The sequence below is a fragment of the Kitasatospora sp. LaBMicrA B282 genome, from assembly GCF_050325825.1.
Taxonomy (GTDB): Bacteria; Actinomycetota; Actinomycetes; order Streptomycetales; family Streptomycetaceae; genus Kitasatospora.
On record NZ_JBNQTI010000001.1, the window covers coordinates 23,757 to 39,755 of the forward strand.

General features: G+C 73.7%; 14 protein-coding genes. 7 read left to right on the plus strand and 7 right to left on the minus strand.

The features are described 5' to 3' along the window. Positions 1-4 precede the first annotated feature (4 nt). Genes ACQRUO_RS00125 through ACQRUO_RS00135 form a run of 3 tightly spaced genes read right to left on the minus strand, consistent with a single transcriptional unit; the run spans position 5 to position 3,149 of the window. Positions 5-847, minus strand: coding sequence for a carbohydrate ABC transporter permease (locus tag ACQRUO_RS00125; RefSeq protein WP_428313643.1), 843 nt, complete (start codon positions 845-847; stop codon positions 5-7). A gap of 20 nt (positions 848-867) precedes the next feature. Further along, on the minus strand, positions 868-1,800 hold the full coding sequence (locus tag ACQRUO_RS00130) for a carbohydrate ABC transporter permease (protein ID WP_428313535.1): 933 nt from the start codon (positions 1,798-1,800) through the stop codon (positions 868-870). Between the two features lie 38 nt (positions 1,801-1,838). After that, the gene (locus ACQRUO_RS00135) at positions 1,839-3,149 is read right to left on the minus strand and encodes an extracellular solute-binding protein (RefSeq protein ID WP_428313536.1); all 1,311 of its coding nucleotides are present in this window, start codon (positions 3,147-3,149) and stop codon (positions 1,839-1,841) included. A gap of 206 nt (positions 3,150-3,355) precedes the next feature. On the opposite strand from ACQRUO_RS00135, the gene ACQRUO_RS00140 reads away from it, so the two are divergent. Together ACQRUO_RS00140 and ACQRUO_RS00145 are read left to right on the plus strand one after the other, a co-directional pair. Next, positions 3,356-4,636: an ROK family transcriptional regulator gene (locus tag ACQRUO_RS00140; protein WP_428313537.1), complete on the plus strand. Its 1,281-nt coding sequence runs from the start codon at positions 3,356-3,358 to the stop codon at positions 4,634-4,636. 187 nt (positions 4,637-4,823) lie between these two features. Then, on the plus strand, positions 4,824-7,505 hold the full coding sequence (locus ACQRUO_RS00145) for an RICIN domain-containing protein (RefSeq protein ID WP_428313538.1): 2,682 nt from the start codon (positions 4,824-4,826) through the stop codon (positions 7,503-7,505). Here the strand turns inward: ACQRUO_RS00145 and ACQRUO_RS00150 are convergent. The 3 genes from ACQRUO_RS00150 to nadE form a co-directional block, all read right to left on the minus strand. Continuing rightward, on the minus strand, positions 7,453-8,106 hold the full coding sequence (locus ACQRUO_RS00150; protein ID WP_428313539.1) for a hypothetical protein: 654 nt from the start codon (positions 8,104-8,106) through the stop codon (positions 7,453-7,455). The genes ACQRUO_RS00145 and ACQRUO_RS00150 overlap by 53 nt on opposite strands. Before the next feature lie 52 nt (positions 8,107-8,158). Continuing rightward, positions 8,159-10,150, minus strand: coding sequence for a heavy metal translocating P-type ATPase (locus tag ACQRUO_RS00155; RefSeq protein ID WP_428313540.1), 1,992 nt, complete (start codon positions 10,148-10,150; stop codon positions 8,159-8,161). A gap of 166 nt (positions 10,151-10,316) precedes the next feature. Then, positions 10,317-11,147, minus strand: coding sequence for an ammonia-dependent NAD(+) synthetase (gene nadE / locus ACQRUO_RS00160; RefSeq protein ID WP_428313541.1), 831 nt, complete (start codon positions 11,145-11,147; stop codon positions 10,317-10,319). 179 nt (positions 11,148-11,326) lie between these two features. On the opposite strand from nadE, the gene ACQRUO_RS00165 reads away from it, so the two are divergent. From ACQRUO_RS00165 to ACQRUO_RS00180, 4 genes are all read left to right on the plus strand, one after another. Further along, positions 11,327-11,923 carry a PadR family transcriptional regulator gene (locus ACQRUO_RS00165; RefSeq protein ID WP_428313542.1) on the plus strand — a complete coding sequence of 199 codons (597 nt, stop codon included), beginning with the start codon at positions 11,327-11,329 and terminating at the stop codon, positions 11,921-11,923. Beyond that, positions 11,920-12,774 carry an NAD(P)H-binding protein gene (locus ACQRUO_RS00170; RefSeq protein ID WP_428313543.1) on the plus strand — a complete coding sequence of 285 codons (855 nt, stop codon included), beginning with the start codon at positions 11,920-11,922 and terminating at the stop codon, positions 12,772-12,774. The genes ACQRUO_RS00165 and ACQRUO_RS00170 overlap by 4 nt, the downstream gene beginning before the upstream one ends. Beyond that, positions 12,767-13,249 (plus strand): cupin domain-containing protein, encoded by a 483-nt coding sequence (locus tag ACQRUO_RS00175; protein WP_428313544.1) that lies wholly within the window; start codon positions 12,767-12,769, stop codon positions 13,247-13,249. The genes ACQRUO_RS00170 and ACQRUO_RS00175 overlap by 8 nt, the downstream gene beginning before the upstream one ends. Before the next feature lie 413 nt (positions 13,250-13,662). After that, positions 13,663-14,682, plus strand: coding sequence for a hypothetical protein (locus ACQRUO_RS00180; RefSeq protein WP_428313545.1), 1,020 nt, complete (start codon positions 13,663-13,665; stop codon positions 14,680-14,682). A 111-nt stretch (positions 14,683-14,793) separates the two neighbouring features. Here ACQRUO_RS00180 and ACQRUO_RS00185 read toward each other — a convergent pair whose 3' ends face one another. Further along, a complete protein-coding gene (locus ACQRUO_RS00185; RefSeq protein WP_428313546.1) occupies positions 14,794-15,288 on the minus strand; it encodes an FBP domain-containing protein in 495 nt (164 codons plus the stop codon). 71 nt (positions 15,289-15,359) lie between these two features. On the opposite strand from ACQRUO_RS00185, the gene ACQRUO_RS00190 reads away from it, so the two are divergent. Continuing rightward, positions 15,360-15,935 (plus strand): TetR/AcrR family transcriptional regulator, encoded by a 576-nt coding sequence (locus tag ACQRUO_RS00190; RefSeq protein WP_428313547.1) that lies wholly within the window; start codon positions 15,360-15,362, stop codon positions 15,933-15,935. Positions 15,936-15,999 lie beyond the last annotated feature (64 nt).

The following is a 15,999-nucleotide window of genomic DNA, read 5'->3' on the forward strand; positions in this document are numbered from 1 at the left end:
CTCCTCACTTGACGCTGCCGGCGGTCAGGCCGGAGCGCCAGAAGCGTTGCAGGGACAGGAACAGGACGACCAGCGGGATCGCGGACACCATGGCAGCGGTGATCACCACGTTGTACGGGGCGGCGCCGGAGCCGAGGGCGCGCTGCGCCTGCCAGCCGACCACGCCCACGGTGACCGGTTGCAGGCGGTCGTCGGCCAGCATCAGCACCGGCAGCAGGTAGTTGGTCCAGATGGAGACGAACTGGAAGAGGAAGATGGTGACCAGGGCCGGCGCCATCACCCGCAGCGCGATGGTGGCGAAGATCCGCAGCTCGCCGGCGCCGTCCAGCCGGCCGGCCTCGATCAGCTCGTCCGGCACGGCTGCGGCGGCGTAGATCCGGGCCAGGTAGACGCCGAACGGGCTGACCGTGCTGGGCAGCAGCACCGCCCAGTAGGTGTTGACCAGGTGCAGCTCGGAGAAGAGCAGGTAGAGCGGCACGGCCAGCAGCGGCTGCGGCACGAGCACCGCGGCGAGCACCGTGTTGAAGGTGAACTCCCGGCCACGGAAGGGGTACTTGGCCAGCGCGTAGCCGGCCATGGCGGCGATCAGGGTGCTGATGCCCGCGCCGCCGACCGCGTAGAGCGCGCTGTTGGCCAGCCACTGCCCGTAGATCCCGCCCTGGCGGGTGAAGACCTGGCGCAGGTTGTCCGCGAGCGCGAAGTGGCCGAACCAGAAGCCGTTGCCGGCGAAGAGCTCGGAGCTGGTCTTGGTCGAGGAGACCAGCAGCCACCAGACCGGGGCCAGGAAGTAGACCGAGGCGAGCAGCAGCACAGCCAGCACGACCCAGCGGGAGGCAGCCTGACGCATGGTCACGGATTCACGGGCGCTCACAGGGCGGCTCCGCGGCGTTGCACCAGCTTCAGGAAGCCGAAGGAGAGCACGAAGGCCAGCAGTGCGAGGATCACCGACTCGGTGGCGGCGGCGTTGAAGTTGTCGGCGTCCACGGCTTCGTAGGCGGCGTAGATCGGGGTGTAGCCGCTGCTCAGGTTGGGGGCCACGTTGTGCAGCACGGCCGGCTCGTTGTAGAGCTGAGCGGTGCCGATGATGGAGAAGACCGTGGTCAGCACCAGGGCCGGGCGGACCATCGGCACCTTGATCCGCCAGGCGACGGCGAAGGCCGAGCAGCCGTCCATGGTGGCCGCCTCGGTGAGTTCGGCCGGGATGGCCTGCAGCGCGGAGTGGATGATCAGCATGTTGTAGCCGGTCCAGCCCCAGGTCAGCATGTTGCCGATGGTCGGGGCCAGCATGCCGTCCGAGGTCAGGTTCAGGTGCAGGCCCAGGTGGTGGGCGGCGGCGGTGATCGGGCTGAGGCCGGGGGCGACCAGGTAGGACCACATGATGGCGCCGACCACGCCGGGCAGTGCGTAGGGCAGGAAGAAGGCCAGCCGGAAGAAGCGCTTGAACCGGGTGGACCTGGCGTCCAGCAGCAGCGCCAGCACCAGGGCCAGCAGCAGCATCACCGGCACCTGGACCACGCCGATCAGCAGCACCCGCAGCAGCGAGCCGCGGAACTCCCGGTCGCCCAGGGCCGTGGCGTAGTTGGCGAAGCCCGCGAACACCTGGGTGGGGGCGGTCAGGCCGAGGCCGGAGCGGTGCATCCGGTAGAGGCTCTGGTCGAGGGTGTAGCCGATCGGGACCAGGTAGAGGGCGGTGAACAGCAGCAGGAAGGGGGCCAGGAAGAGCGCGGCGGTGCGGGCCCGGCGGGGCGCGGGGCGCCGACCGGCCCGCGGCCCGGACCGGCCGGCCGGGGCGGTGGTCATGCGGGGGTCACTTCTCCTCGTTCGCTCGTCACCGGCCGTCAGCCGGCCACGCTCAGGCCCTGCTGCTTCATGCCGGCCACCGTCCGGCCCTGCACGTCGGCGAGCATCCCGGGCAGGGTGGTGCCGCCGGTGCCGGCCTTGCCGAGGCCGTCGCCGAGGTCGGTGGCGGTCTGGGTCATGGTCGGGCCCCACTGCCAGTCGGTGGCGATGTGCGGGACCTCGGCCTTGAAGACGTCGTAGATGGTCTGCCCGCCGTAGAACGGGTCGGGCGCGGTCAGGGCGGGGTTGGCCAGGCCGGAGGTGGCGGCCGGGTAGATCCCGGTGACCTTGATCAGGTTGCCGACGCTGCCGGGGTCGGTGCTGAGCCAGGCGGCGAACTCGGCGGCCTCCTTGGGGTGGGCGCAGCCCTTGAGGACGGCGGTGGCGGAGCCGCCGTCGTTGCCGTAGGCCGGGGCGGCGGCGTCCCAGACCGGCATCGGGGCGACCGCCCACTGGCCGGCGCCGCCCTTGACGCTGCTGGCGAGGATCGGGACGTCCCAGACCGCGTTGACGTCGGAGAGGATCTTGCCGTCCGTCATGTCGGCGTACAGCGAGGGGTCGTAGCTGGGATCGGTCTTCAGCAGCCTGCGGTTCAGCAGGTCCTGCCAGAAGCCGGCGACCTTCTGGTTGGCACCGCTGTCCAGGGTGACCTGCCACTGGTCGCCGGCGGTGCCGAACCAGCCGGCGCCGGCCTGCCAGGCCAGGCCCGCGTAGTCGTAGGCGTCGTTGCCGAAGTCGCCGAGGTAGACGGTGGGGTCGGCGGCGTGCACCTTGGCGGCGTCGGCGGCGTAGTCGGCCCAGGTGAGCGGCGGGGCGGTGATGCCGTACCGGGCGAACAGGTCCTTGCGGTACAGCAGAGCCATCGGCGCGGTGTCGACCGGGATGCCGTAGGTCCGGCCGCCGATGGTGACCTGGTTCCAGGTCCAGTCGGCGAACCGGCCCTTGGCGTCGGCGGTGTACGCGCTGACGTCGTCGAGGGCGCCGGCGGCGGCGAAGCTCGGCAGGGTCTCGTAGCCGACCTGGGCCAGGCAGGGGGCGTTGCCGGCCTTGGCCGCGGTGAGCATCTTGGTGTAGCCGCCCTTGGCGCCGGAGGCGGTCTGGTCGAAAGAGACCTGGATGTCCGGGTGGGCCTTGTCGAACAGGTCCACCGACTGGGCGTAGCCCGGAGCCCAGCCCCAGAAGTCCAGCTTCACCGGGCCGGCACCGCCGCTGGTGGCCGAGGAGCCGCCGCCGGACGAGCAACCGGCCACCAGGGCCGCCGCCGTGACGGCCGCCAGGGCCGCGGCCAGGGTGCTGGGTCGTGCCTTCATCGTCTCTCTCCTCGTGCCGGGGGTGGTGCCGGGGGCTTCCGGGCGGGGCCGAGCCAGGCCAGGCAGGACCGGGCAGGACCGGGCAGGGCCGAGCAGGGCCGGAAGCGGGGAGCGCTGAATTCGTTCGGTTATTGTTTGAACCAACCTTGCTAAAGTCAAGGGTGAGGACATCGGCGTACGCACGACAGGACGGGAGAGGAGCGGCGGTGAAGCCAGCCCTCCACGGGACGGGAGTCCGCAGACTGGCGATGGCGGGCCCTGCCGTCGCCCGGGACCGCTCCTCGTCCCGCCGGGCCAACCTCGGCATGGTGCTGCGGCTGCTGCGGGACGAAGGACCGCGCTCCCGGGCCCGGATCGCCGAGGACACCGGCCTGCCCAAGGCGACCGTCTCGAACCTGACCGCGGAACTGCTGGAGGGCGGCCTGATCCGCGAGGGCGAGGCCGAGCGGGACCGCGGCACCGTCGGCCGCCCGGGCCAGGCGGTGGAGATCGACGGCGGCGGAGTGCACGGCATCGGCGCCGAGATCAACGTGGACTACGTCGGCCTGCTCGCGCTCAACCTCAAGGGCGAGGTCACCGCGGAGCGGCGGATCCCCTTCGACGTCCGGGCCGCGGGCCCCGACGCCACCCTGGACACCACCGCGCAGCTGGTCGCCGAGGGCATCGAGGCGCTGCACCGCACCGGCGGCCGGGCGGTCGGGGTGACCCTGGCCACCCCGGGCGCCGTCGACCTGGCGAGCGGCACCGTCGCCTACGCCTCCAACATCGGCTGGCGCGACGTGCCCGCGGTCGCCGCGCTGCGCGAGCGGCTCGGGCCAGGCGCGCCGCCGCTGCACCTGGAGAACGACGCCAAGCTCGGCGCCCTGGCCGAGTACGTGCTGGCCTCCGCCGCCGACGTGCGCGACCTGGTCTTCGTCACCGGGCAGACCGGGGTCGGCGTCGGCATCATCGCGGGCGGGCAGCTGGTGCGCGGGGCCGGCGGCTACGCGGGCGAGGTCGGCCACCTGCCGCTGGTCCCCTCCGAGCAGCAGTGCGCCTGCGGGCGGCGCGGGTGCTGGGAGAACACCGTGGGGCGGGGCGCGCTGCTGCGCTACGCGGCGGACCCGGGCGACCTGGTCTGGGATCCGCTGGTGGACCTGGAGCGGCGGCTGGCCGAGCTGCGCGGGCGGGCGCAGGCCGGGGATCCGCGCACCCTGGAGGCGCTGCGGCGGATCGCCGACAACCTGGCGCCCGGGGTCGCGCTGCTCGCCGACATCCTCAACCCCCGACTGGTGGTGCTGGGCGGGCACTTCGCCTTCTTCGGCGAGTTCCTGCTGGACCGGGTGACCGCCCAGGTGCACGAGCGGGTGATGGCGCCCGATGCGGGTGGCTGCGAGATCGTGCTCTCCAGTACCGGCCTGGCCGGCACGGTGCGCGGCGGTGCGCTGCTGGCGCTCGACGCGGTCTACCAGGATCCGGTGCGCGCGATGGCCGCGGCCGACCGCTGAGGCCGGCCGCCGGGACCGATCACCGAGGCCGATCGCCGAGGCCGGCCGACCCCGGCGGAGGCGGTTCCCGCACGGATCCCGTGCGCGGGGGTTGACATGACCATCGATATGTTCGGATTCTGGCGGAACTAATCATCGGTCCGTGCCTGCCGCCCCTCACCGGCAGCACGCAACCGGAAGGATCCCCATGAGACGGACAGCGTCCCGGCTGGTCCGGGCCTCGCTGGCGCCGGTCCTGGCCCTGGCCGCCGCAGCCACCCCCGCCCTCAGTACGTCCGCCACCGCCGCCCCGGCCATCCGCACCGCCGCCACCCGAACCAGCACCGCCCGAACCGGCACCGCCCGAACTCCCGCCGCCCACCCCGACACCGCCGGCAGCGTCACCATCGGCAAGGAGTGCCTGGACGACGCCGGCGCCGGCACCGCCGACGGCAGCACCGTCCAACTCCTCGGCTGCAACGGCTCCCCCGAGCAGCAGTGGACCTGGCACACCGACGGCAGCGTCACGGTCTTCGGCAAGTGCCTGGACATCACCGGCGGCTCGAACGCCACCGGCGCCCTGCTCGAGCTGTACAGCTGCACCTCCCGACCGAACCAGCAGTTCGGCTGGTTCCCGGACGGCACGATCTACGCCGTCAAGTCGGCCAAGTGCCTGACCGTCCAGGGCACTTCGCCGGCCGACCGGGACCGCGTCGGACTCGCCCCGTGCACCCCCTCGCCCACCGAGGTCTGGGGCGGCAGCGCGGCCCCGCCCGCCCGGTACACCCTCAGCGCCGGCACCCCCGTCCCGTTCGGCAACGCCGACGACACCCCGGCCGCCGGGTACACCGACAGCAACGGGCAGTTCTACTACCAGTCCTCGCACTCGCTCTACGGCGCGACCGACGGCCGCAGCTGGCAGTTCTACAGCGGCGCGGACTTCGACACCGCCACCCTCGCCCCGATCAGCACCGCGGTGAACCCGGCCAACTCCCAGGACGGCAACGGCGACACCACCTGGCGCTGCAACAACAGCCCCACCGGCCTGAGCGCCAGCTACGCACCCGCCGGCTCCGGCTACGCCGAGCGCAACTACTGCGACCTGGTCGGCGTCTGGGTCGACCCGGACAGCGGCGACTGGTACGGCCTGGTGCACAACGAGTTCACCCCGCAGCCGTTCGGCGACGGCCTGCACTACGACGCGATCGACTACGCCGTCTCCCGCGACCAGGGCGTCACCTGGACCATCGTCGACCACGCCGTCACCACCCCCTACAGCACCGTGCGCGGCGACACCGGCACCTTCCCCGCCTCGACCTACTCCTACGGGGACGGCGACCCGCGCCTGTTCACCGACTACCGCTCCGGCTACTTCTACGTCTTCTACCTCTCCCGCGCGGTCGACAAGAACGGCGGCTGGGGCGGGTTCGAGGAGCACGTCGCCCGCGCCCCGATCGCGCAGAAGATGGCCGCCGGCTCGTGGACCAAGTGGGACGACGGCTCCTGGTCCACCCCGGGCATCGGCGGCGCCGAGAGCGATCTGGTCCCGGCGCAGGGCGTGGGCACCGGCTACCTGGCCCCCGGCGACGGCTACTCCCCCGGCAACCCCGGCACGGTCGGCGCCCAGATCGCCGCGGGGACCATCCCGGCCCCCTCCCAGCTCTCGGTGCTCAACGTGGTCTGGGACGCCTACCTCGGCAAGTACCTCGGCACCCCCGAGAACGAGGCCGGCTCCAACCAGCCCCAGCACTACTACGTCACCGACGACCTGGCCACCGAGCAGTGGACCGACATCGGCACCGCCGGCGGCCCGCAGAGCTCCTGGTACCGCTGGCTGGTGGACGCGGGCAGCCGGACCGGCACCACCGTGGTCGGGAAGACCTTCCGCTCCTACTGCTGGATCAGCTGCGCCACCAGCGACGGCGAGTACGCCGACGTCACCATCGCCCCCACCAGCGCCGGCCCGCTGCCGAGCGCTCCGGTGAACGCCGGGACGCCGTACCTGATCGCGGCCGGCAACGGGCAGGACCTCGCGCAGAGCGGCGGCGGCACGCTGACCACCACGACCACCGGCGCCGGCGGCCCGGACCAGCAGTGGACCTTCACCCCCACCGGCGACGGCTTCTACACCGTCGCCAACGCCGGCTCGGGGTACCTGCTCGGCGTCGACGCCACGGGCAACGCCGGACGGGCCTGGGGCGCCGCACCCACCCTGCGGGCGCCGGGCGGCAGCGCCACGGTCGGCGAGCAGTGGTCGATCCAGACCGTGGTGCAGAGCCCGGCGGAGAGCGGCCCCTCCACCCCCACCGGCGCGTTCCGCCTGGTCAACCGCTACAGCGACCTGGCCCTCAGCCTCACCGGCGGCACCCAGCCGGTGGCCACCGCCCCGCAGCGCGACTGGGACAACCCCGGCGGCACCGGCGACACCCGCCCGGCCGCCGCGCAGTTGGTCACCTTCACCCCGGCCGGCGGCGCACCGGACCTCAGCGGCAGCCATGTGCTGTCGACCGGCGGCGAGGCGCTGGACGACCCCAACTGGTCCACCACCGCGGGCATCCAGCTCGACAGCTGGGCGATCAACGGCGGCCAGAACCAGAGTTGGGTCCTGACCCGGCAGGCCGACGGCTCCTACACCATCGCCAACGCCTACTCCACGCTCTGTGCGGACGACGAGGGCGGCGGCACCGCGGCCGGCACGGCCGTGATCCAGTGGGGCTGCACCGGCAACGACAACCAGCGCTGGAGGGCCGACCGACTGCCCTCCAGTGCCTACACGTTCACCAACGTCCACACCGGCCTGCTGCTCACCACGGCCGGCACCGGTGACGGCGCGCTGCTCAGCCAGCAGCCCGACCGTTCCTCGCCGTTGCAGCAGTGGAGCGTCGACTGATCCGCTGAGCCGGACCGTTGGCCGGCCGGGCGGTGCGGCAGCTCCCGCACCGCCCGGCCGGCCACCCGCTCACCCCTGCACCAGCTCGGCGACCGCCCGGCGGGCGCGCGCCTGGGTGCGCGGCGTGAGCGGGGCCAGCGCCGTCCAGCCAGTCGCGCTCCCCCAGGCGCTGCGCCTGCCCGGCCTTGACGGTCTGCTGGATCAGCTCGCCCGCGAGCCGGATCTCGGCGGGGCGGTAGCGCCGCAGGTGGTGGCTGAACCGGCCGGTCCAGAACTCGTACGGGTGGCGGACCATCGCCTCCAGGTGCGGCCCGGTCAGCCCGAGCGGGGCCTTGCCGAGGGTGAGGAAGGCGTAGCCCTTGGACCCGGTGTAGGCGTCGGGGGTGACGTGCAGTCCGAGCTGCATGAACCGGGACCAGAGCAGCACCGCGCCCGGCCGGTCCGCCGCCCAGGGCACCACCCCGACCTCGGTGAACTCCAGGTGGGCCGGACCCTCGTGGTCACCCACCAGCCACCGGCCGCCGACCCGGGTCAGCGGGCCCAGCCGGTGGTGGGCGGGCGTCGTCGCGCAGTCGTCGGCCGGACGCTTCATGAAATCCATGGTCTAGACCATATGGTATACGAAGCACCCATTGCTACCTGGGGTTTTGTCCTTACTTCCAGGCGGACTCGCGCAGCAGCCGCAGGCCGTTGAGGCCGACCAGCACCGTCGAGCCCTCGTGACCGAGCACGCCGAGCGGCAGCGGCAGGGTGGCGACCAGGTCCCAGACCACCAGGCCGGAGATGAAGAGCGCGGCGATCGCCAGGTTCTGCACCACAAAGCCGCGCGCCCGCCGGGAGAGGGCCACCACCGCGGGCACGGTGGCGAGTTCGTCGCGCACGATCACCGCATCCGCGGTCTCCAGGGCGAGGTCGGAGCCGGCCCGGCCCATGGCGATGCCGGCGTGGGCGGCCGCCAGCGCGGGCGCGTCGTTCACGCCGTCCCCGATCACCAGCACCTTGCGCCCGGCCGCCTCGTACTCCCTGACCGCTGCCACCTTGTCCTGCGGCAGCAGGCCGGCGCGGACGTCGGTGATGCCGACGTCCGCGGCGAGGCGGGCGGCAGCGCGCGGGTTGTCGCCGGTGAGCAGCAGCGGCGCCGAGCCGGTGAGCGCGGTGAGGGCGGTCACCGTGGCGGCGGCGTCCGGGCGCAGCCGGTCGGCGATGCCGAGGACGCCGACCGGTCGGCCGTCCGCCCGGACCAGCACGGCGGTCCGACCGCCCTCCTCCAACTCGCGGGCGACCACGGCGGCGTACTCGGCCGCGGGATCCGCGGCATGCGCGGGATGCACGGCATGCGCGGCGCCGGGGAGCAGCCGGGCCGGGGCGCCGACCGCGACGGCGCGGCCGTCGACGGTGGCGGTCACCCCGACGCCGGGGGTGGCGACGAAGTCCGCGGCCGGCGCCAGGGGCAGGCCGCGGGTGCGGGCGGCCTCGACCACGGCGCGGGCCAGCGGGTGCTCGCTGGGGTGCTCGGCGGCGGCCGCCAGCGCGAGCAGGGCGTCCTCGGTCAGGGCGGCGCCGGGGAGCGGGTGGAGGTCGGTGACCCGCGGGGTGCCCTCGGTGAGGGTGCCGGTCTTGTCCAGGGCCACCGCGTCGACCTGGCCGAGCCGCTCCATCACCACCGCGGACTTCACCAGCACGCCGTGGCGCCCGGCGTTGGCGATCGCGGAGAGCAGCGGCGGCATGGTGGCCAGCACCACCGCGCAGGGCGAGGCCACGATCATGAAGGTCATCGCGCGCAGCAGCGACCCGGTGAACGCCGCGCCGAACGCCAGCGGCACGGCGAAGACCACCAGCGTCGCGAGCACCATGCCGATCGAGTAGCGCTGCTCCACCTTCTCGACGAACAGCTGGGTGGGTGCCTTGGTCCCGGCGGCCTCCTCGACCATGGCCACGATGCGGGCGATCACCGAGTCGGCGGCGTCCCGGTCGACCTCGATCCGCAGCGCGCCGGTGCCGTTCAGGGTGCCGGCGAAGACCTCGTCGCCGGCCTGCTTGGCGACCGGCAGCGGCTCGCCGGTGATGGTGGCCTGGTCGACCTCGCTCGTCCCGTCGAGCACCCGGCCGTCGGCGCCGATCCGCTCGCCCGGGCGCACCAGGACGGTGTCGCCGACGGCGAGCAGCCCGGTGGGCACGCTCTCCTCGGTGCCCCCGTCGAGCAGTCGGGTGGCGGTGGCCGGGGCCAGGTCGAGCAGGCCGCGCACCGAGTCGGCGGTGCGGGCGGTGGCCAGCGCCTCCAGGGCGCCGGAGGTGGCGAAGATGACGATCAGCAGCGCGCCGTCCGTCAGCTGCCCGACCGCGGCGGCGCCCAGCGCGGCGACGATCATCAGCAGGTCGACGTCGAGGGTCCTCTCGCGCAGCGCCTGCAGCCCGGCCCAGGCGGGCTCCCAGCCGCCGGTGGCGTAGGCGAGGGCGTAGAGCGGCCCCCAGGTCCAGGCGGGGGCGCCGGTCAGCCGGAGCGGCAGGGCGAGCAGGAAGAGCGCCGTGGCCGCGGCGGCCCAGCGGGCCTCGGGCAGCGCGAACACCCGGGTGCGGCGGCGCGGGGCGAGGGTCGCGGCGGCGGCCGGGCCGGGGGCGGGGCGCTCGATCAGGGTGGCGGACATGTCGGCACCATACAGGAACATATGAACAGCTCTTCAAGCATGCTCCGGTACGCATCTCCTCGCGGAGCTCCCGGAAACGGCGCGCGCCGGCCGACCAGGAGGTCGACCGGCGCGGTCGGGCGGAGCAGGAGAGCAGGCAGAGCGGGCGAGGCCGGCTCCCGGCGGCTCAGGGGGCGATCGGCAGCTGGCGCTTGTGCTCGGTCATCCGGTAGCGCTTGACGATGGCCTCGAAGGCCACCTCGTCGACCGGCTTGCCCTCCAGGAAGTCGTCGATCTGGTCGTACGTGACGCCGAGCGCCTCCTCGTCCGGCAGGCCCGGCTTCAGCGTCTCCAGGTCCGCGGTCGGCGTCTTCCAGATCAGCTCGGCCGGCGCACCCAGCGCCTCCGAGACGGCCCGCACCCGGCGCTTGGTGAGGCCGGTGAGCGGCACCACGTCGGCAGCGCCGTCGCCGAACTTGGTGAAGAAGCCGGAGACCGCCTCGGCCGCGTGGTCGGTGCCCACCACCAGACCGTCGTGCGCGCCGGCCACCGCGTACTGGGCGATCATGCGCTGGCGGGCCTTGATGTTGCCGTGCACGAAGTCCTGCCGACCCGCGTCGCGGAAGACCGTGCCACCGGCCAGCGCGGCCGCCAGCGCGGCGTCGCTGGCGGGCTTCACGTCCACGGTCAGCACCTGGTCGGCCCGGATGAACCCGAGCGCCAGCTGGGCGTCGTGCTCGTCGGCCTGGGTGCCGTAGGGCAGCCGCATCGCGTAGAAGGTCGCCTCCCCGCCGGTGGCGCGGACCCGCTCCACGGCGAGCTGGCAGAGCCGACCCGCGGTGGTGGAGTCCACCCCGCCGCTGATGCCGAGCACCAGCGAGCGCAGGCCGGTGGTGGTCAGCCGCTCGGCGAGGAAGGCCACGCGGCGCTCGATCTCCTGCTCGGCCTCGAAGGTGTCACTCACCTGGAGGTCCCGGGCGATCTCCTGCTGCAGGGCGATGGACGCCGCGTCGGTCATGGTCACTCCTGGGTCGGGCCGTGGGCTGGTCGGCACGCGCCGCCGGGCGGGGAACGCGGGCGGGCGCGGCCACGGAAGAACTCTAGAGGAAGCCCGCGCGGCCACGATCAAGGTCCACTCGCCCTCGTAGTCGCGTTTGACTATTGACCCGACATCCATAGTTGCGTTTGACTAGCCAGGTGACCAGTTCTCGACTCTTCGCGCTCGGCGCCCTGGCCCGCGGCGGCCCGATGCACGGCTACCAGATCAGGCAGGCCGCCCAACTCGACCGGACCGAGCTGTGGACCGACGTCAAGCCCGGTTCGCTGTACAGCGTGCTGCGGCGGATGACCGAGGAAGGCCTGGTGGAGGTGGTGCGCACCGAGAAGGTGGGCAACCCGCCGGAACGCACGGTCTACGCGATCACCGACCGCGGCCGGCAGGAGCTGACCGCGCTGCGCGACAGCGCGCTGCGCACAGTGCGGCTGCTGCCCGATCCGGTCGACCTGGCCCTGCAGTGCTCCGCGGACCTCGGCGACGCGGAGCTGACCGCGGCCGTCGCCGCCCGCCGGCAGGCCGTGGCCGACCGGCTGGCCGCCTTCGAGGAGCAGTACGCGGCGGGCCGACCGGACCTGGTCGGCCGCGAACCGTGGATCTTCGAGCACTGCCTGGCCCGACTGCGGGCCGAGCTGAGCTGGCACGACGCCCTGCTGGACGGCCTGTCCGGCGCGGCGAAGCACGACGCCGTCCAGCCGGACGCCGTCGCAACGGATGCTGTGAAGGGAGAACCGTCATGATCCTGGTGACCGGGGCGACCGGCACGGTCGGCCGCACCCTCGTGGACCACCTGCTCGCCGCCGGCGCACCGGTGCGCGCCACCAGCCGCCGGCCCGACCGGGCCGCCCTGCCGGCCGGGGTCGAGGTGGCCCACGCGGACCTCGGCGTGCCGGAGAGCCTGCCCGGCGCGGTCCGCGGCGTGCGGCAGGTGTTCCTGCTCTCCGACGGACCGCGCCTCGCCGAGCACGACGCCAACCTCGCCCGGGCGGCCGCCCGGGCCGGCGTCGAGAGCATCGTCAAGCTCTCCTCGGGCCGGGCCGGCGACCCGGGAGCCACCGATCCGATCGCCGGCTGGCACCGGGCCGGCGAGGCGGCCGTCCGGGACAGCGGGGTGGCCTGGACGATGCTGCGCCCACTGGGCTTCATGGCGAACGCCCTGGCCTGGGCCGGCTCGATCCGCCGCGAGCGCACCGTCCACGCACCGTTCGCCGCGGGCCGGGCGGCCCTGATCGACCCCGCGGACATCGCCGCCGTCGCGGCCCGGGTGCTGACCGAGCCGGGCCACCACGGGCGGGAGTACCTGCTCACCGGGCCGCAGGCGCACTCCCCCGGCGAGCTGGTCACGATCCTGGCCGAGGTGCTGGCGCTGCCGCTGACCTACGTCGCGATCTCCCCCGAGGTCGCGCGCGAGGCGCTCCTGGAGCACGGGCTGGCGCCGGTGATGGCCGACGCGGTGATGGCGCTGCGGGCCGCCTCGCTGGAGGACTTCGGGGCCCGGGTCACCCCGGCGGTGGCGCAGCTCACCGGACGGCCGGCGACCTCGTTCCGCAGCTGGGCGACGCGCAACCGGGAGGCGTTCCTCGATGGCTGACCAGACCACGGGACCGGATGCCCCGGCCGCCGCCCGGCGCGAAGCCGTGCTGCTCGGCCCGGGCGAGGGCGGCCCGGGACAGCTGGCGGGCCCGTACCTGATCAAGCTCGGCGGCGAGCGGACCGGTGGCTCGCTGGCCGTCCTGGAGTCCACCTTCCAGCCCGGCGAGGGCGCCCCGCCGCACCTGCACCGGGGCCACGACGAGACCTTCCAGGTGGTGGCCGGCCGCTTCCGGTTCCGCTGCGGGGACCGGGTCGCCGAGCTCGGCCCGGGCGGGTTCTGCCACGTGCCGCGCACCCACCCGCACGCCTTCACCGCCATCGGCGAGACGCCGGGCACGATGCTGGTGGTGCTGTCGCCGGCCGGCTTCGAGCAGTTCTTCGTCGAGGCGATGCGGCTGGCCGCGGACGGCCGGCCGGACCGGGCGCTGATGGAGTCGATCCTGGCCAAGTACGACCAGGAGTTGGTCGGCTGATCGCTCGTCGGCTCCCGTCGGGTCCCCATCAGGCCCTCACCCGGACCGGCGCCGGACGGACGGGCGGGTGCGGCAGCTGCGGGCGGCCGCGGCCGCCCGCGCGCGGGAGGGGTGCCGGTGGACCTACGCTGGCGTTATGACGGCTGCCGGTGTGCCGCCCTCGTGCCGATCCCCTCGCTGCCCGATACGCGGCCCAGGCACGGGCGGGTGAGCCGGCTGCGATCCCAAGGGGGGCTCCGACAGGCTCCGTTGGCCGAACACCGCCTGCCGCGCCCCCGGGAAAGGTGGGAGCCATGCGCTGCACGACCGGTTCACGGGGGACTTCACCGCGAACGCCACGGGGGAATCCGAGGGGGACCTCAGGGAGCCGGCGGGCCGGGGTCCTGCTGGCGGCGACCGCGCTGGTGGCGGCCGTGGCCGGGAGCGGGCAGGCGGCCTTCGCGGCGGGCGGCGCCGCGCCGCCGTCGAGCTCGAGCACCCGCACGGTGCCCGTCCAGGCCTGTCCGGCCGAGCCGCTCGCGCCCGGTGCACCGTCACCGTCGCCGTCGCTGAAGCCCGTGGCGGGCAGCGTGCCGGTACCCAACGGGGTCACCCTGCCGCCGTCGGTGACGGTCTACGGCGCCAGCTACCCGGGTGACGCGCAGTACCTGGTCGCGCCGAGCGGCTGGGCCTGCGACGTGGTCTCGTTCAGCGCCGACGGCGGCGAGCAGGCCTACGTCCACCCCGGCGCCAACAGCACCGACCCGCTGAGCGCGCAGTACACCTCCCTGGTGCACGCCGTGTTCAACAGTGGCGGTGCGCAGACCAACATCGACCTGGCCTGCCCGTTCATCCCGCAGGCCACGACGCCGGGCGGGGGTGCCCCGCCGAACACCTGCACCGCGCAGCCCCACCAGTCCGGGGATGTGCTGCACGTGGTGCCGACCAACACACCGGGCCTGTACGTCACCGTGGTCGGCGTGCCGGTGGGCGTCCACGAGCCGAACCTGGCCGCCAGCCAGCAGGCCCCCACGAGCGGGCAGCCCAACCCGATCGTGTCGCTGGTGACCTTCCAGGGCCCGGGCGGACCGGCCCAGGAGATCAGCTGCGCGCTGCCCAAGCCCGGTCAGTCGCCCTCGGCCTCGCCGTCGGCCTCGACGACCACGCCGTCGCCGTTGACCTCGCCGACGTCCTCGGCCTCGTCGACCTCGCCGTCCTCGCCGGTCACGTCGCCCTCGTCACTGACCCCACCGTCGACCGCGTCCGAGTCCCCGTTGACGTCGCTCTCGCCTGCGGCGGCGGCCTCGCCCTCGCCGACGTCCGCGCAGAACTGCCAGGCGACGCTCGGCTACTTCCTGGCCACCGGCTCGCTCGGCAGCCAGCTGAGCAGTACCAACCTGTCGGCGGCGCTGGCGGATCTGAACGGGTTCATCGCCTCCTTCCTCGGTGGGTGACACCGGATCTCCCCTGGTCTGGGTGATACCGGATCTCCCCCGGGATGCGAACCAAGGCGGCGGTGAACAGCCGCGCCAGGCCCGGGTGCTGCCGATCGGCGGCACCCGGGCTCAGACCGCGGTCACCTTGGCGACGAACGCGGCCAGGTTCCGCACGGTCCGCTCGATCTTCTCCTCCAGGGTGAGCGACTCGTGCAGCCGGCCGCCCGCGCCCGCGTCCTTCTTGCCGCGCAGGTAGAGCGAGCAGGCGAGGTCGCTGCAGAGGTAGAGGCCCACCGAGTTGCCCTGCTTGCCCGCCTTGCCGGCCTTCGGCGCGACCATCAGGCCGACGCCGGCCGTGTGGGTGGTCACGCAGATCGAGCAGATGCTGCGCCGCGCCTGTCGCAGGTGGCCGCTGGTGCCGCGCAGGGCGATGGCCTTGGGCGCCCCGTCGAGCTCGGCCACCAGGTACGCCCGGTCGGGGGCCTGGGGGTCGCGCCAGCCGAGGAAGTCCAGGTCGTCCCAGGGCCGTTCGGCCAGGTCGCGCGGGACGGAGAGGCGGCCGGCCTCGCCCTTGGTGCAGTTCACGAAGGCGGCGCGGATCTGTTGTTCGGTCAGTGGCTTCATGAACGCCACGGTAGATTGCCTAAAAGCTTTAGGCAAATGCATAATGTGAGTAGACAACTGGAGGAGACCTCATGGCATACCCACGCGCCGGACTGACCACGGACCGGGTGGTCCGCGCCGGAGCCGACCTCGCCGACGAGATCGGGTTCGACCAGGTGACCCCGTCCGAGCTCGCCCGACGCCTGGACGTCAAGGTCGCGAGCCTCTACTCGCACATCAGGAACGCCCAGGACCTGCGCACCGGGATCGCCCTGTTCGCACTGGCCGAACTCGCCGACCGGGCCGCCGCGGCGATGGTCGGCCGGGCCGGCAAGGACGCCCTGGCCGCCTACGGGAACGTCTGCCGCGACTACGCCCGCGAACACCCCGGCCGCTACGCCGCCACCCGCTTCCCGCTCGACCCGGAGACCGCCGCGGACAGCGCCGCCTTCCGGCACAGCGCGATGATGCGGGCGATCCTGCACGGCTACGACCTGACGGAGGAGCAGCAGACCCACGCGGTGCGACTGCTCGGCAGCGTCTTCCACGGCTACGTCAGCCTGGAGCTCGCCGGCAGCTTCGACCACAGCGCGCCCGGCCCGCAGGAGTCCTGGTCCTGGATCCTGGACCGCCTCGACCTCCTGCTGCGCAACCCCGTCGCCCACTGACCCCCGACGCACCCGCACCGCTCGACACACCCGCACCGCTCTCGCGAGATGGCCGAAAACCGCC

Coding starts and splice junctions, on each gene's coding strand:
- ACQRUO_RS00125 (WP_428313643.1), bottom strand. CDS start 847: ATGCGTCAGGCTGCCTCCCGCTGGGTCGTGCTGGCTGTGCTGCTGCTC.
- ACQRUO_RS00130 (WP_428313535.1), bottom strand. CDS start 1,800: ATGACCACCGCCCCGGCCGGCCGGTCCGGGCCGCGGGCCGGTCGGCGC.
- ACQRUO_RS00135 (WP_428313536.1), bottom strand. CDS start 3,149: ATGAAGGCACGACCCAGCACCCTGGCCGCGGCCCTGGCGGCCGTCACG.
- ACQRUO_RS00145 (WP_428313538.1), top strand. CDS start 4,824: ATGAGACGGACAGCGTCCCGGCTGGTCCGGGCCTCGCTGGCGCCGGTC.
- ACQRUO_RS00150 (WP_428313539.1), bottom strand. CDS start 8,106: ATGGATTTCATGAAGCGTCCGGCCGACGACTGCGCGACGACGCCCGCC.
- ACQRUO_RS00155 (WP_428313540.1), bottom strand. CDS start 10,150: ATGTCCGCCACCCTGATCGAGCGCCCCGCCCCCGGCCCGGCCGCCGCC.
- nadE (WP_428313541.1), bottom strand. CDS start 11,147: ATGACCGACGCGGCGTCCATCGCCCTGCAGCAGGAGATCGCCCGGGAC.
- ACQRUO_RS00170 (WP_428313543.1), top strand. CDS start 11,920: ATGATCCTGGTGACCGGGGCGACCGGCACGGTCGGCCGCACCCTCGTG.
- ACQRUO_RS00175 (WP_428313544.1), top strand. CDS start 12,767: ATGGCTGACCAGACCACGGGACCGGATGCCCCGGCCGCCGCCCGGCGC.
- ACQRUO_RS00185 (WP_428313546.1), bottom strand. CDS start 15,288: ATGAAGCCACTGACCGAACAACAGATCCGCGCCGCCTTCGTGAACTGC.
- ACQRUO_RS00190 (WP_428313547.1), top strand. CDS start 15,360: ATGGCATACCCACGCGCCGGACTGACCACGGACCGGGTGGTCCGCGCC.